Here is a 14,031-nt window from a genome sequence, read left to right on the forward strand (position 1 = left end):
GGCTCAGGCCACCGCCTCCCGGGCGGCGACGAAGGCGTCCACGCAGGTCCGGACGTCCGCCTCGGAGTGCGCCGCGGAAAGCTGGACGCGGATGCGCGCCCTCCCGCGCGGGACGACGGGGTAGCTGAACGGGATCACGTAGACGCCCTGGCCGAGCATGTGCTCGGCGATCTGCACGGCCTGACGGGCGCCGTCTTTGCCGGGGAACATCACCGGCGAGATCGGATGCTCACCGGGCAGCAGTTCGAAGCCGGCGTCGATCATCAGCCCGCGGAACAGCTCGGTGTTGCGGGTCAGGGTGGCGCGGGCCTCGTCCGAGGCGGCGATCAACTCCAGGGCGGCCAGCGAACCGCCGACGACGCTCGGCGCCACCGAGTTGCTGAACAGATAGGGGCGCGAGCGCTGGCGCAGCAGGTCGACGATCTCGGAATGCGCCGCGACGTACCCGCCGGACGCCCCGCCCAGCGCCTTGCCGAGGGTGCCGGTGATGATGTCGACGCGGTCCGTGACGCCGAAGCGTTCGGGTGTCCCGCGGCCGTGCTCCCCCACGAACCCGACCGCATGGCTGTCGTCGACGAACACCAGCGCGTCGTAGCGCTCCGCGAGGTCGCAGATCTCGGGCAGCGGCGCGTACGAGCCGTCCATCGAGAAGACGCCGTCGGTCACGATCACGCGGCGCCGGGCCTCCGCCGCGGACTTCAGCTGCGCCTCCAGGTCGGCCATGTCGGCGTTGCGGTAGCGGAACCGCTGCGCCTTCGACAGCCGGACGCCGTCGATGATGGACGCGTGGTTCAGCTCGTCGGAGATGATCGCGTCCTGCGCCTCGAAGAGCACCTCGAAGACCCCGCCGTTGGCGTCGAAGCAGGAGCTGTACAGGATCGTGTCGTCGGCGCCGAGGAAGTCGCTGATCGCCCGCTCGAGCTGCTTGTGGGGCGCCTGCGTCCCACAGATGAACCGCACGGACGCCATCCCGAAGCCCCACTCGTCCAGCGCCCGCTTGGCCGCGTCGATGATGCGCGGGTCGTCGGCGAGGCCGAGGTAGTTGTTCGCGCAGAAGTTCAGCGCGGGCCCGCCGGAGGTGGCGATGTGGTTGCTCTGGGCCGTGGTCAGGACGCGCTCGGTCTTGGTGAGGCTGGCGTCCTCGATCTCGGCGAGGGTGGCGGCGAGTTGGTCGCGTGTCGATCCGTACATGGGTGGCTCCTTTGCGTCGCGGTGGGGAGGGGTCAGCTCCAGTCCATGATGACCTTGCCGCACTGGCCGGAGCGCGCGGCGTCGAAGGCGTCCGCCCAGTCCTCGGCCGAGAAGCGATGGGTGATCACCGAGCGCACGGCGTCCTTCAGCGTCTGGGACGTCGCGAGCATCGAGTTCATCAGGTACCAGGTCTCGAACATCTCGCGGCCGTAGATTCCCTTGAGCGTGATCATGTGTGTGATGACCCGCCCCCAGTCGATGGGGTAGCTGTTCTTCGGCAGACCGAGCATGGCGACCTTGGCGCCGTGGTTCATGTTGGCCAGCAACTCCTCGACCGCTGCAGGCGAGCCGGACATCTCCAGGGCGACGTCGAAGCCCTCGACCATGCCGAGCTCGCGCTGGGCGTCCTTGATGCGGGTGGTGCCGACGTTGACGACGAGGTCCGCGCCGGCTTGGCGGGCCAGACCGAGGCGGTAGTCGCTGACGTCGGTGACGACGACGTGCTTGGCCCCGGCGTGCTTGGCGATGGCTGCGGCCAGCACGCCGATGGGCCCGGCACCGGTGATCAGGACGTCCTCGCCGACCAGCGGCCACTGCAGGGCGGTGTGGGTGGCGTTGCCGAACGGGTCGAACACCGCGCCGAGTTCGGGGTCGATGTAGTCGGGCCGGTCGGGGTCGCTGGGCTGCTTCCAGGCGTTCGCCGCCGGGATGACCACGTAATCGGCGAAGCAGCCGTCCCGGTTGACGCCCAGACCGACGGTGTTGATGCACTGGTGGCGGCGCCCGGCCCGGCAGTTGCGGCAGTAGCCGCAGACGATGTGCCCCTCGCCGGAGACCCGGTCGCCCGGACGCAGCGTGATCACGTCGGCGCCGACCTCGACGACCTCGCCGTAGAACTCGTGCCCGATCGTCTGCGGGACCCGCACCATCTCGGCGGCCCAGGCGTCCCACTCCTGCAGGTGCAGGTCGGTGCCGCACAGCCCGGCGCGTAGCACCCGCACCTTGACGTCGGACGGTCCACACTCCGGTTCCGGACGGTCGATCATCTCCAAGCCGGGGCCCGCCTGCGTCTTCGTCAGTGCTCGCACGTCGCTCATCCTGCCATCAGGGATGAGCCCCGAATGACCAGCACCGGCAGGCCCCAGCCGTCAACATTTCAGTCTGGTTCGTCGGGCGCGGGTAGGCTCGAAGGGTGCCCACGATCGACGACCTCCGAGACCTGGTGGAGGGACGCCGCTGGCTCTGCCTCAGCGGCGCGGGCATCTCCACCGACTCCGGCATCCCGGACTACCGCGGGCCGAGCGCGCCGCCCGCGAACCCCATGTTCTTCGCCGAGTTCACCGGCGACGCCGAGAACCGCCGCCGCTACTGGGCGCGCTCGATGCAGGGCTGGCGCTCCTTCGGCCGGGCCGTGCCCAACGCGGGCCACCGCGCGCTGGCCCAGCTCGGCGTCCCGATCATCACGCAGAACGTGGACGGCCTGCACGAACTGGCCGGCAGCGCCGACGTCCTCGACCTGCACGGGCGCATCGACCGTGTCGTGTGCCTCGACTGCGGGCAGCGGACGTCGCGGGCCGCGCTGCAGCGCCGCCTCGAGGACGCCAACCCCGACGTCGCGGGGACCATCCCGGCGGGCGCCGCGGAGTTGCGTCCCGACGGGGACGCCGAGGTCGAGGACTGGCACGATTTCGTGGTCGTCGACTGCGAACGCTGCGGCGGGGTGCTCAAGCCCGACGTCGTGTTCTTCGGCGAGTCCGTCGCGAAACCCCTGGTCGCCGAGGCCTTCGCGTGGCTGGACGACGCCGAGGCGCTGGTGGTCGCGGGGTCGTCCCTCACGGTGATGTCCGGGCTCCGGTTCGCCCGGCACGCGATCAAGCACGGCATCCCGCTGGCCATCGTCAACCGCGGACGCACCCGCGCCGACGACATCGCCGACCTCAAGCTGGACGCCGGGACGTCCGAGACGCTTTCCGCGCTGCTCTGAGCGACCGCCCGGGCACCAGCACGGCGGCCGGTCGCCGTCCGCCCGCGCTCAGTCCCTCGGCGTGCTGCGGAAGTAGGGATCGGGGACGAGGCCCTGGGTCGGTTGGCTCAGCGAGCGGGCGGCCATCTGGGGCCAGTACGGGTGCCGTAGGGCCTCGCGTCCGAGCATCACGGCGTCCGCGTCGCCGCCGGCCACGATGCCGTCCGCCTCGGCCGGGGACACGACCAACCCGACGGCGCTCGTGGGCAGCCCGGCCCCGAAGCGCACCTGGTGCGCGAACGGCACCTGGTACAGGGGCTCGGCCGTGATCTGTGCCGGCAGGAGTCCGCCGCTGGAAACGTCGATCAGGTCGACATGGCGTCGCTTCAACTCTTGGCCGAGGGCCTTGGACTGCTCGAGGTCCCAGCCGCCTTCGATCCAGTCGGTCGCGGAGAGCCGCACGAACAGCGGCTTGCCCACCGGCCAGACCTCGCGGACGGCCTCGACGACCTCCAGCACCAGCCGGATGCGGCGGTTGAACGAGCCGCCGTAGGCGTCCTCGCGGTGGTTGGACAACGGGGAGAGGAACTGGTGCAACAGGTAGCCGTGCGCAGCGTGCAGCTCGATGACGTCGAACCCGGCCCGGTCCGCGCGGGCCGCAGCGTCTCGGAACTGCTCGACGACCTGCCCGATCTCGGCGAGGGGCAGCTCACGCGGCGTCGCCTGCCCCGGCACGGCCAGCGCGGACGGCGCGACGGTCTGCCAGCCGCCCTCGGACTCCGGGACGCTGCCGCGCAGATCGACGCCCGGCAGCATCGGCGGGGTGGACGCCTTCCGGCCCGCGTGCGAGAGCTGGATCCCCGCGGCCGAGCCCTGGCCGTGGACGAAGTCGACGATGCGGGCCCACGCCCGCTCCTGCTCGTCGTTCCACAGGCCGGTGTCGCGGAGGCTGATGCGCCCCTCGGGCGCGATCGCGGTCGCCTCGGACATCACGAGGCCGAAGCCGCCGGCCGCCCGCGACCCCAGGTGCACCAGATGCCAGTCGGTCGGGACACCATCGTGGGCGTCCACGGAGTACTGGCACATGGGCGACAGCCACGCCCGGTTGGGCAGGCGGAGGTCACCGATCACGAGCGGGTCGAAGAGATGTGGCATATCTCCCTTAACACGCGCCGTCCGCGGACGCATTCCCAGTACCCCCACATAGGGACGCATGCGATAATCCGTCCGTGAGGAGTGGCGGCGGTCTGGTGCGAGCCCAGGGTTGGTTGTCGGCCGCCACTCGCTTTGTGGGCGGCCTGCGCCCGGGCACGCTCGAGATGGTCTTCGCCCTGCTGCTGATGATCCCGTTCATCCTGGTGCCGCCGCGGTACGCGAGCACGGCGCCCTGGGCCCTCGTCCTGGAGCTTCTCATCTGCCTCGCGGCGGGCTTCTTCGGCCGCTGGCCCGTGACGAGCGGGTGCCTGGTCGGCCTCGGGCTGACGGCCATGGCCGTCCTCGTCACGTTCGTCTTCGACCCCAGCAACGACCTGCGCTGGTCCTCGTTCGCCGTCGCGATCCCGCTGATCTCGGCGGGAACCCACGGACGCCGAACGCTCCAGGGCCTCCTCGCCGTGTGGTATTGGCTCGTCCTCACCGTCATCGAGATGGCGGGGCACTTCACGGCGAACGACTTCATCGCCGCCGCCACCATCTGGGGCGTCTGGGTGGGCCTGTTCATTCTCGTGAGCGTCCTGATCCGGAGGATCGCCGACGAGCGACGCGCGTTGCAGGCAGCTCGGCTCGCCGCCGTCCAGTCCCAGCGCCGCACGATCGCCCGCGACCTGCACGACACGACCGCCTACGCGACCACGTCGATCATCCTGCGCGCGGAGCAGGCCAAGCTGCGCGGCGTTACCGATCCCGACATGCTCGCCGACCTCGACTACATCATCGCCGCCGGCCGGCGCTCCATGCGCGACCTGCGCGGCATGATGGAGACCCTGCGCCGCAACGAGCCGGACGGCGGCGCGGACGTGCCGCCCTCGCCCTGGCAGATCGCCCCGCTCGACGAGATCGTCGACCGCAGGCTCGCCGAGCTCACCGACAACGGCTTCCGCGCGTCCGCGCACGTCGAGGCCGACCTCGACTCGCTTCCCGAATCCGTGAGCGAGACCCTCGCCAAGGTCGTCGTCGAGGCGACGGCCAACATGGTCAAGCATGGCGACCGGTCGGCGCCCTGCAGCATCATGATCGAGTCCGACGGCGACGAGGTCGAGGCGGTCTTCATCAACACGCCGGCCACGACCAGTCGACTCGGACGGCAGCAGTCCACGCCGCTGGGCCTCGTGGGCGCGCGCGAGCGCGTCGAGGCCCTCGGCGGCGAGTGCTCCGTCACCTCCACATCCCCCACCTGGGTCCTCCGGGCCCGCATCCCCATCGGAGTCTGACCATGTATCGCGATCCCTCCCTCCCTCCGATCTCCGTGGTCGTCGTCGACGACGACCCGATCGTGCGCTCCGCGCTCGTCAGCTACGTCGCGGCGGCGCCGACGATCGCGGTGCTCGACTCCTGCGACAACGGCGCCGAGGCCCTCGCCGTCGTCGAGTCTCAATCGGTCGACGTCGTCGTCATGGACGTCCGCATGCCGGTGATGGACGGCATCACCGCCACCCGGCGCATCACGAACGCCTCACCCCACACGAAGGTGCTGCTGCTGACGTCGTTCGACGAGGACTCCTACATGATCGAAGCGCTGCGCGCGGGGGCGTCCGGCTTCCTGCTGAAGGACACCTCCCCGACCGCGCTCGTCGACGCCGTCCACACCGTGCACGAGGGCACGACGGTGGTCTCGCCGAAGCCGATGGGGCGCCTGGTGCGTCACGAGCCCGGCCCGGACGAGCAGCAGCGCCGAGCCGCCCGGCCGAAGACGGAGGTGGACCTCAGCGCCCGTGAGCTGCAGATCCTGTCCCTGCTGTGCCAGGCCCACTCGAACGCGGAGATCGCCGCGGAGCTCTACCTGTCGGAATCGACGGTGAAAACGCACGTTTCCACCCTGATGAGTAAACTCATGGTGAACTCACGGTTGAAAGCAGTCGTCCGAGCCTATGAATGGGGTCTCGTCTACCGAGATGGCGACGGAAATGCATAAGGACACCTGTCCCTTGAACCCCATATCGTCGTATGCTGATTTGCAGTGACTCAGACACCCCGGTCTGAGCGCGAAAGGAGCGAACGACCATGAAGAAGATTGCGGCAACCCTCGCCGTCTCCGTTATCGCGTCTGCGGGCGCGCTCGCCCCCGCGGTGCTGACCCCGGTTTCGAACGGCCAGGATCTCGACCGCGGCGTGGGCTGCTTCGTCCTGAAGTGGTGGCCCGCCTGCTGGCGCTGACCCGCCGATTCTCTGGCGATCGAGCTCCGACCACTCGCTCGTTCCCGAGATGCCTCCCAACCTCTCCCTGAAGAAAACTACCCATGCCCCGGCCGCCCAGGCCGGGGCACTTTCTTCCTCAGGAGTCGACCGACGCCTGCCGGCGATGCTTGCGCAGGAAGCGCTCGTCCCCGCGGCGCCGCAGGGACCGCAGCAGCGCGACGAGCGGTGAGTTCCGCGAGAAGAGCCACAGGGCGGCGGTGATCAGGGTGACCAGGGCCGGGAGCGCGAGCCTGGCGTAGTTGGCGGCCCAGTCGAACAGGTTCCAGGGGGTCGACTGGCCGCTGTTCGGGCCGACGCGCTCGCCGACCTGCACCGGACCGGCCCAGTTGTAGGCGCCCCACGCGACGCCCAGCCACACGCCCGACCACGCCACGACCGACGGACCGTAGGCCGCGTGTCCGCGCGTGTAGCGACGCATCGACCACCCGAAGAACAGGTGCGACAAGACGATCGCCACGATGCCGATCGGGATCACCCAGGGCTGCGGGAGCCGGCCGGTGTCCCAGGCGAACTCACTGTTCAGCAGCATGCGGCGCCCGACGCCCAGCGACCCCATGACGGCGGTGACGGTCACGGCCCACGACGCGAAGACCAGCAGGTGGGCGATCGCCGCCAGCACCCAGTCGCCGAACAGGCCGACCCCGGCCTTTCGTCGGGTCGGGACCTGGGGGGCGCGTGTAGCCGTACTCACCTCACCATGCTAACGACGCTTCCGGCGGGCGCCGCAGACCGGCGCGGCCGAATTGACCAAACGACTGCGAGGCAACCCGAGGCCAGGTTCAATGGAGGGGTGGCCGACGCTATCCCCCAGGACGAACAGTCCTACTACGAGCGGGTCGGTGGCCATGAGACCTTCGTCCGCCTGATCCGCGCCTTCTTCGTCGGGCTCAAAACCGATCCCGACCTGGTCGCCATGTACCCCGCCGACGACATGGACGGCGCCGAGGCGCGTCTGCTGGCCTTCTTCGAGCAGTACTGGGGCGGCCCGCCCGTCTTCTCGCGCACCCGGGGTGCTCCGCTACTTCGCCAGCGGCACATGCCCTACAAGGTGACCCTCCGCATGAAGGAGCGCTGGCTGCATCACATGCACGCCGCCATCAGCACGATCCCCTTCAGCAGCCTCGACGAGTTGCTCATGCGCGACTACGTCGAACGGGCCGCCGCCTACCTCGTCAACGCTGACGACTGAGACCACAGACAACGGACGCCGCCGGTCGCGACCGGCGGCGTCCGTTGTGATGACTGCCTTCGTTCACCCGCGGGGGACGGTTCCGCCACCCGAGCCGGCGCCGGAATCAGAACCCGAGCTGGAGCCCGAACCCGAACCGGAGCTCGACCCGCCGACCGAACCGGAGCCCGACCCAGCGGAGTTGCCGGAGCCCGACCCCGCGGAATTGCCGGTGCCCGACCCGGCGGAGTTACCGGAACCCGACCCGCCGGAGTTGCCGGAGCCGCTATCCCCGGAACCGCCCTGATCGCCAGAGCTGCTGCCGTCTGACGGCGCCGAGGTCTGGGGGGCGGTCCCGGTCGAACCGTCCTGCGGTGCCGCAGTGGTGGTGCCCGCCTCGCCGGGGGTCGAGCGCGTGCCCGGGGTAGCGCTCGCCTCGGGGGCGCTGGCCTCGGCGTCCGGAGTGGGGGACGCGGACACCTTCGCGCCAGGCTCCTCGTCGTGGCTCGACGACGACTTGTCGGTCACCCGGCTGATGGTTGTGGCGCCGCTGGTGCCATCCAGGGACCGGCCGCTCGCGGTCTCCACGCCGGTGACGGTCAGCATGCTCACCACGAACACGGCGACCGCCATCACGATCGCGCTCGCCACGCCGATGACGAGACCACGGCGCCCGGGCTTGCGGCCGCTCTGGGCGCCGCTCCCCTGCTCGCTGTCCTTGCCCGAGCCGGGGGCCGCCTCGGCGGGGAGGTCGTCGCCGTCCCGGAACCCGGACTCCTCCAGTTCGCGCGCCTCCTCGTCCAGCGCGTGCGGGTCGGCGGCCTCGCCGGGACGCGGCCGCTTGCTGATGACAACCCGCAGGCCGGACGCGGTGCGCTGCAGCCCGGCGGAATAGAACGTGCCCGCGACCGCGCTGATCACCGACGCGAGACCCGCGCCCGCCACGGTGCCGGCGGTTCCGAGCTTGGAGCCCAGCAACGCCGAGGTGCAGGCGGCCAGGCCGCCGCCGATCAGCTGGGGCCAGGAGAACGAGAGCTTCGGGGCGTCCTCGTCGGGGCTTGTGTCGTTGCGCACTGTCGAGGGGGAAGTTTTTCGATCAGACATCACATCATCCAGGTCTTGCTTATATCGGGTCCCGATCAATTTTAGTGGTCCCGACCCAATAACCCGAATGGGGTTGCCGTCACCCGCGTCGGCGGGCGCGCCAGTCGCGGATCGTGGCCTCCTCGTCGACAAGGCGGACGATCACCCGCGGCTCGTTGCGCCAGCCGCGCTGGTAGTACTCGCGCACCCGCTGGTTCAGATCCTCGATGATCGCGCGGGCGTCACGCTCCGTCTTCACGTCGTCCAGCGCGTCGAGGATGCCGGCCACCTCCTTGCGCAGCGCCATCGGCGTCGGCAGCACGGGTTCCAGATTCTCCCGCTTGATCTTGGCCTTGATCCACCAGTCCTCGCTGTCGTCCAGGTCCAGCGGCTTGCCGGCGCCCGGGAGGTTGTCGAACTCGCCACGCTCGATCGCCTCGCGCACCTGCCGGTCGATCCAGGACTCGAACTGCATGCCCCGAGCGTACGCGGCAACCCCGAGGACCGGTTTCCCACCTCGAGGCGCCCGGGAGCAGGATGGGCGCGTGATGAGGAGTTCCCGAGGCCCCGGCGGCTTCGCCTGGTTCGCGGTGGCGGCCGTCGTGCTGCTGGCGCTCAACCTGCGTCCGGGCGCGACGTCCGTCGGCCCCGTGCTGGCGGAGGTCTCGCGGGACCTCGGGATGGGCCCCACGATGGCGGGGGTGCTGACGGCCCTGCCGGGGCTGTGCTTCGGCGTCGTCGGAGCGGTCGCGGTCTGGGTGGCGGCGCGGTTGTCGCTCAGCGGGGCGTTGGCAGTCGGGACCGTCGCGGCCGCGGCCGGGCTGCTGGCCCGCTCGTTCTCGCCCGATCCGTGGTCGTTCCTCGTGTTCTCGGTGCTCGCGTTCGCCGGCATGGCGCTCGGCAACGTGCTGTTGCCGTCCTTCATCAAGCGCCACTTCCCGGTACGGACGGTGCTCGTCACCGCGCTCTACACCTGCGGGCTGTCGGCGGGAGCGACGCTGGCGTCGCTCACGGCGGCGCCCTTGTCCCACGCACTGCCGGGCGGCTGGCGGGCCAGCCTCGGCGCCTGGGGCGTCGCCTCCGCCGTCGCGCTCGCCCTGTGGATCCCGCTCGGGCTGCGCGAACGCCGCCAGCGTCGGGCCGGGGCCGCGCTGCGCCCGCCCGGGTCGCTGTGGGGCATCGCCCATTCCCCCAAGGCCGTCGCGCTGGCCCTATTCTTCGGCACCCAGTCGATGCAGGCCTACGTCCAGTTCGGCTGGATCGCGCAGATCTTCCGGGACGCGGGCGTCTCCCAGGCGCTCGCCGGCGTCCTGGCCTCGATCATCGCGGCCTGCGGAATGCCGGAGGGGCTGCTGATGCCGGGCGTCCTGGCCCGCATGCGCGACCCGCGCTGGCTCGGCCCGATCACGGGGGTGCTGCTGCTGGCGGGCTACCTCGGCATCCTGCTCGCTCCCCTGGCCGCGCCGGTGCTGTGGGCGCTGCTGCTGGGGCTGTCGGGCGCCGCCTTCCCCACCGCGATCGCGCTGATCACCGCCCGCAGCCGCGACCCGCACGTCACCGCGCAGCTTTCGGGCTTCACCCAGTCGGTGGGCTACCTGCTGGCCGCGGTGGGCCCGTTCGCCATCGGCTCCCTGCACGCCGTGACCGGCGGCTGGACGGTGCCGCTGATCGTCCTCGCCGCGAGCTCGGTGGTGATGGCGGCGTCGGGCTGGATCTCCGCGGCGCCCGGCTTCGTGGACGACGAACTGCCCGCGGCCGACTGAGGACAGCTCAGAGGGAACCCTTCTGCTGGTCGTCCGGGACACGGTTCGGCAGGTCGTCGGAGTCGACCGCGGAGGTGTCCCAGGACGTCATGCTCGGGGTGTTCGACGTGATGACCGAACCGTCGGAGCGCAGCGCACCCTTCGTGGCGGCCCTCGGGACGCGCACATTCGGGCCCTGCCCCGCCAGCGGGACGACCACCTCGATGCCGGGCTCCAGCTCGTACCGCTGGCCGCGGACGCCCACCTCGACCCCGTCCATGCCCTCGGCGCGGAACGTCATCGCGGTCTGGGCCAGCCGGACGCGGATCGTCGTGTCGCGCACGATCAGGCTGAACTCGAGCTCCGTCCAATCGCGCGGCAGCCGCGGGTCGAACGTGATGTCGCCTTGGTAGTCGCGCATCCCCGCGAACCCGTAGACCAGCGCGTTCCAGACCCCGCCGATGGACGCGATATGCAGACCGTCGCTGGTGTTGTGATGCAGGTCGGCGAGATCGACGAACAGCCCCCCATTGAAGTAGTCCAGGGCCAACTTCTTGTAGCCGATGTAGGCCGCCATGATCGACTGGACGACGGCCGACAACGACGAGTCGCCGGTGGTGATCGGGTCGTAGTAGTCGAAGTCGGCCTTGATCTGCTCGGGCGTGAACTGGTTGCCCTGCAGGAACAGCGCGAGGATCGTGTCGGCCTGCTTGAGCACCTGATAGCGGTAGATGACCAGCGGGTGGAAGTGCAGCAGCAGCGGCCGGTACTCGTCCGGGGTGGACGCCAGGTCCCACAGCTCGCGCTCGAGGAAGTCCTCCGACTGGGGGTGGATGCCGACGTGGTCGTCGAACGGGATCATCATGCCCGCGGCACACGCCTCCCACTCGTCGATCTCGGCGGGGTCGAGCTCGATCTTCTTGGCCAGCCGCTCGTAGTCGGCCTGGGCCTCGACCTGCATCTCGCGCAGCAGGGACGCCGCGCGGCTCAGGTTGTACTTCGCCATCACGTTGGTGAACAGGTTGTTGTTCACCACCGTCGTGTACTCGTCCGGCCCGGTGACGCCGTGAATGTGGAACTCCTGGCCCTGGTCGGCCTCACGCCAGAAGCCGAGGTCGGCCCACATGCGGGCGGTCTCGGCCAGCACCTCGGCGCCCTCGCGGTAGAGGAAGCCGCGGTCCCCGGACGAGTCGGCGTACTTGGCGAAGGCGAAGGCGACGTCCGCATCGATGTGATACTGCGCGGTGCCCGCGGCGTAGTACGCGGACGCCTCCTCGCCGTTGATCGTCCGCCAAGGGAACAGGATGCCGCGCTGGTTCAGCTCGCGGGCCCGCCGGCGGGCGGCGTCCACGATGTTCACGCGGAAGCGCAGCGCGTTGCGGGCCAGCGCGGGGTTGGTGTAGATCAACGCCGGCACGACGTAGATGTCGGTGTCCCAGAAGTAGTGACCCTCGTAGCCGGAGCCGGTCACCCCCTTCGCGGCGATGCCGAACTGGTCGGCGCGTCCGGCGGCCTGCGCGAGCTGGAACATGGACCAGCGGACGGCCTGCTGCAACTCGGGCTGACCGCCGATCTTGACGTCGGTGGTGTCCCAGAACTTGTCGAGCCAGGCGCGCTGGCCGCGCTCGTAGTGCTCGAACCCGTTGTCCCGGACGCGGTCGAGCGTGCGACGACAGCGGTCGAACAACTCCCGCACCGGCACCGAGCGGGACGTGTGGTAGGCGACGGCCTTCGTGATCCGGATGGGCTTGCCCGGCTCGGCCTCCACCCGGAACACCTTCTTGCCGATGTCGGGCTCGGTGCTGATGAGCTCCTCGACCGTCGACTCGCTCGAGACCGTGTGGTCGGCGGCGACGGCGAGCGTCATGTGGGAGTTCCGGCAGCGATAACCCAGGATCATCCGGCGCTCGGAGTTCCAGTGCTGCATCGGCTCGAGGACGTCCTGCAGCCGGCCCGCTTTGCGGGGGTCGGCGGACTCGCTGGCCGCCAGGTTGTACTCGTCGCGTCCGGACTGGCGGTTGACGATCTGGGACGAGATGACGACCGGCGCCTCGTCGTCGAGCATCGTGACTTCGAACGTCATCAGCGCCAGGTGGCGGTCGGTGAAGGACGTCATCCGCGTCGACCGCACCCGCACCCGCTTGCCCGCCGGCGTCTGCCAGATGAGGTCGCGGCGCAGGATGCCGTCCCGGAAGTCGAGCGAGCGCTCGTAGGCCTGCAGGTCGGCCATCGACAGCAACAACGGCTCGTCGTCGACGTAGACCTTGATCAGCTTCGCGTCGGGGACGTTGACGATCGTCTGCCCGGTCTTGGCGAAACCGTAGGCCTGCTCCGCGTGCCGGATCGGCCACGTCTCGTGGAAGCCGTTGATGAACGTGCCGTGCTCGGCGGCGGGGCGTCCCTCCTCGGGGTTCGCGCGCATGCCCAGGTAGCCGTTGCCGACGCTGAACGTGGCCTCGGTCGCGCCCATGTCGCCGGACTCGTAGTGGGTCTCGACCCAGCGCCACGGCTCGGCGGGGAACCGCTCCCGATCGATGGGGTCCTCGGTCGGGATCTGTGGGTTCACACCAACTCCTCGAGGTCCGCGACCACCACGTCGGCGCCCCCGTCGAGGAGCGCCTGCCGCCCGGCGCCACGGTCGACGCCCACGACGAGCCCGAAGCTGCCGGCGCGTCCGGCCTGCACGCCCGAAACGGCGTCCTCCAGGACGACGGAGCGCGCGGCATCCGTTCCGACGCGCCGGGCGGCGGCCAGGAAGGTGTCGGGCTTCGGCTTGCCGGGGAGCCCCTCGGACGCGGCGACGGCCCCATCCACGATGACCTCGAAGCGGTCGGCCAGCCCGGCGACCGCGAGCACGTTGCGCGCGTTCTTGCTGGACGACACCACCGCCATCTTGGTGCCGAGCCCGGCGAGGTGGTCGAGCAGCTTCACCGACCCGGGATAGGGCTCGATGCCGTCCCGCTCCAACACCGCGTTGAACGCGTCGTTCTTGCGGTTGCCGAGCCCGCAGACGGTCTCGGCGTCGGTCGGGTCACCCGGGTCGCCGTACGGCAGGTCGATGCCCCGCGAGTCGAGGAACGACTGCACCCCCTCGTAGCGGGGCTTGCCGTCGACGTAGGTGAAATAGTCCTGGTCGGTGTACGGCCCGTCGATGCCGCGGTCGGTGAGGAACGCGTTGAACATCTCGGCCCAGGCCCGCATGTGCACCTCGGCGGTGGGCGTCAGCACGCCATCGAGATCGAAGAGGGCAGCGTCGTACGTGTTCCAGTCCATGGCCCCCATCGTAGGGGGCGGGCGGCGAGCGCAGGGAGGCGGCGGCCGTCCGACTATGAACGTTCCACAACCGGGGGGCGACCGGCGGGGAACGGATGTGCGCCGCGGCCGTCCGGGCACCCCGTCGATGCCGCTTCGTGACGTAATCGTCGCCCGGAGGTCTGGCGCGGCGCAGCAGAATGGGCCGGTCAAAGCGC

General features: G+C 70.3%; 14 protein-coding genes. 6 read left to right on the forward strand and 8 right to left on the reverse strand.

The features are described 5' to 3' along the window. Positions 1-3: 3 nt before the first annotated feature. Together BN1187_RS04335 and tdh are read right to left on the reverse strand one after the other, a co-directional pair. Complete coding sequence (locus BN1187_RS04335) at positions 4-1,191, reverse strand: glycine C-acetyltransferase (protein ID WP_040159050.1); 1,188 nt, start codon at positions 1,189-1,191, stop codon at positions 4-6. 32 nt (positions 1,192-1,223) lie between these two features. Continuing rightward, entirely contained in the window at positions 1,224-2,279 is a 1,056-nt protein-coding gene (gene tdh / locus BN1187_RS04340; RefSeq protein ID WP_040159053.1) for an L-threonine 3-dehydrogenase, read from the reverse strand. Between the two features lie 104 nt (positions 2,280-2,383). Between tdh and BN1187_RS04345 the strand changes: the two genes are divergently transcribed. Beyond that, the gene (locus BN1187_RS04345; RefSeq protein WP_040159055.1) at positions 2,384-3,175 is read left to right on the forward strand and encodes an NAD-dependent protein deacetylase; all 792 of its coding nucleotides are present in this window, start codon (positions 2,384-2,386) and stop codon (positions 3,173-3,175) included. A gap of 48 nt (positions 3,176-3,223) precedes the next feature. Here BN1187_RS04345 and BN1187_RS04350 read toward each other — a convergent pair whose 3' ends face one another. Beyond that, the gene (locus BN1187_RS04350; protein ID WP_040159057.1) at positions 3,224-4,309 is read right to left on the reverse strand and encodes an NADH:flavin oxidoreductase/NADH oxidase; all 1,086 of its coding nucleotides are present in this window, start codon (positions 4,307-4,309) and stop codon (positions 3,224-3,226) included. A gap of 74 nt (positions 4,310-4,383) precedes the next feature. Here BN1187_RS04350 and BN1187_RS04355 point away from each other — a divergent pair, with 74 nt between their 5' ends. From BN1187_RS04355 to BN1187_RS14220, 3 genes are all read left to right on the forward strand, one after another. Further along, a complete protein-coding gene (locus BN1187_RS04355) occupies positions 4,384-5,583 on the forward strand; it encodes a sensor histidine kinase (protein WP_147675069.1) in 1,200 nt (399 codons plus the stop codon). Between the two features lie 2 nt (positions 5,584-5,585). After that, the gene (locus tag BN1187_RS04360) at positions 5,586-6,284 is read left to right on the forward strand and encodes a response regulator (RefSeq protein WP_040159063.1); all 699 of its coding nucleotides are present in this window, start codon (positions 5,586-5,588) and stop codon (positions 6,282-6,284) included. Between the two features lie 89 nt (positions 6,285-6,373). Next, entirely contained in the window at positions 6,374-6,526 is a 153-nt protein-coding gene (locus BN1187_RS14220; protein WP_157754738.1) for a hypothetical protein, read from the forward strand. Between the two features lie 118 nt (positions 6,527-6,644). On the opposite strand, the gene BN1187_RS04365 is transcribed toward BN1187_RS14220, so the two are convergent. Next, entirely contained in the window at positions 6,645-7,259 is a 615-nt protein-coding gene (locus tag BN1187_RS04365) for a hypothetical protein (RefSeq protein WP_147675070.1), read from the reverse strand. 99 nt (positions 7,260-7,358) lie between these two features. On the opposite strand from BN1187_RS04365, the gene BN1187_RS04370 reads away from it, so the two are divergent. Next, on the forward strand, positions 7,359-7,757 hold the full coding sequence (locus tag BN1187_RS04370; protein WP_218184563.1) for a globin domain-containing protein: 399 nt from the start codon (positions 7,359-7,361) through the stop codon (positions 7,755-7,757). 63 nt (positions 7,758-7,820) lie between these two features. Here the strand turns inward: BN1187_RS04370 and BN1187_RS04375 are convergent, their stop codons facing one another. Together BN1187_RS04375 and BN1187_RS04380 are read right to left on the reverse strand one after the other, a co-directional pair. Then, positions 7,821-8,810 (reverse strand): hypothetical protein, encoded by a 990-nt coding sequence (locus tag BN1187_RS04375; protein WP_040159069.1) that lies wholly within the window; start codon positions 8,808-8,810, stop codon positions 7,821-7,823. Positions 8,811-8,919: 109 nt separating this feature from the next. Beyond that, positions 8,920-9,294 (reverse strand): DnaJ family domain-containing protein, encoded by a 375-nt coding sequence (locus tag BN1187_RS04380; protein ID WP_040159072.1) that lies wholly within the window; start codon positions 9,292-9,294, stop codon positions 8,920-8,922. Positions 9,295-9,367: 73 nt separating this feature from the next. Between BN1187_RS04380 and BN1187_RS04385 the strand changes: the two genes are divergently transcribed. Next, positions 9,368-10,582 (forward strand): MFS transporter, encoded by a 1,215-nt coding sequence (locus tag BN1187_RS04385; RefSeq protein WP_040159968.1) that lies wholly within the window; start codon positions 9,368-9,370, stop codon positions 10,580-10,582. Between the two features lie 7 nt (positions 10,583-10,589). On the opposite strand, the gene BN1187_RS04390 is transcribed toward BN1187_RS04385, so the two are convergent. Together BN1187_RS04390 and BN1187_RS04395 are read right to left on the reverse strand one after the other, a co-directional pair. Continuing rightward, positions 10,590-13,127 carry a glycoside hydrolase family 65 protein gene (locus tag BN1187_RS04390; RefSeq protein WP_072041949.1) on the reverse strand — a complete coding sequence of 846 codons (2,538 nt, stop codon included), beginning with the start codon at positions 13,125-13,127 and terminating at the stop codon, positions 10,590-10,592. Then, entirely contained in the window at positions 13,124-13,834 is a 711-nt protein-coding gene (locus BN1187_RS04395) for an HAD family hydrolase (protein ID WP_040159075.1), read from the reverse strand. The genes BN1187_RS04390 and BN1187_RS04395 overlap by 4 nt, the downstream gene beginning before the upstream one ends. Between the last annotated feature and the right edge of the window lie 197 nt (positions 13,835-14,031).

It is taken from the genome of Nigerium massiliense (assembly GCF_000826085.1).
Classification (GTDB): domain Bacteria; phylum Actinomycetota; class Actinomycetes; order Propionibacteriales; family Propionibacteriaceae; genus Propioniciclava; species Propioniciclava massiliense.

Coding starts and splice junctions, on each gene's coding strand:
- BN1187_RS14220 (WP_157754738.1), top strand. CDS start 6,374: ATGAAGAAGATTGCGGCAACCCTCGCCGTCTCCGTTATCGCGTCTGCG.
- BN1187_RS04335 (WP_040159050.1), bottom strand. CDS start 1,191: ATGTACGGATCGACACGCGACCAACTCGCCGCCACCCTCGCCGAGATC.
- BN1187_RS04380 (WP_040159072.1), bottom strand. CDS start 9,294: ATGCAGTTCGAGTCCTGGATCGACCGGCAGGTGCGCGAGGCGATCGAG.
- BN1187_RS04360 (WP_040159063.1), top strand. CDS start 5,586: ATGTATCGCGATCCCTCCCTCCCTCCGATCTCCGTGGTCGTCGTCGAC.
- BN1187_RS04350 (WP_040159057.1), bottom strand. CDS start 4,309: ATGCCACATCTCTTCGACCCGCTCGTGATCGGTGACCTCCGCCTGCCC.
- BN1187_RS04395 (WP_040159075.1), bottom strand. CDS start 13,834: ATGGACTGGAACACGTACGACGCTGCCCTCTTCGATCTCGATGGCGTG.
- BN1187_RS04385 (WP_040159968.1), top strand. CDS start 9,368: ATGAGGAGTTCCCGAGGCCCCGGCGGCTTCGCCTGGTTCGCGGTGGCG.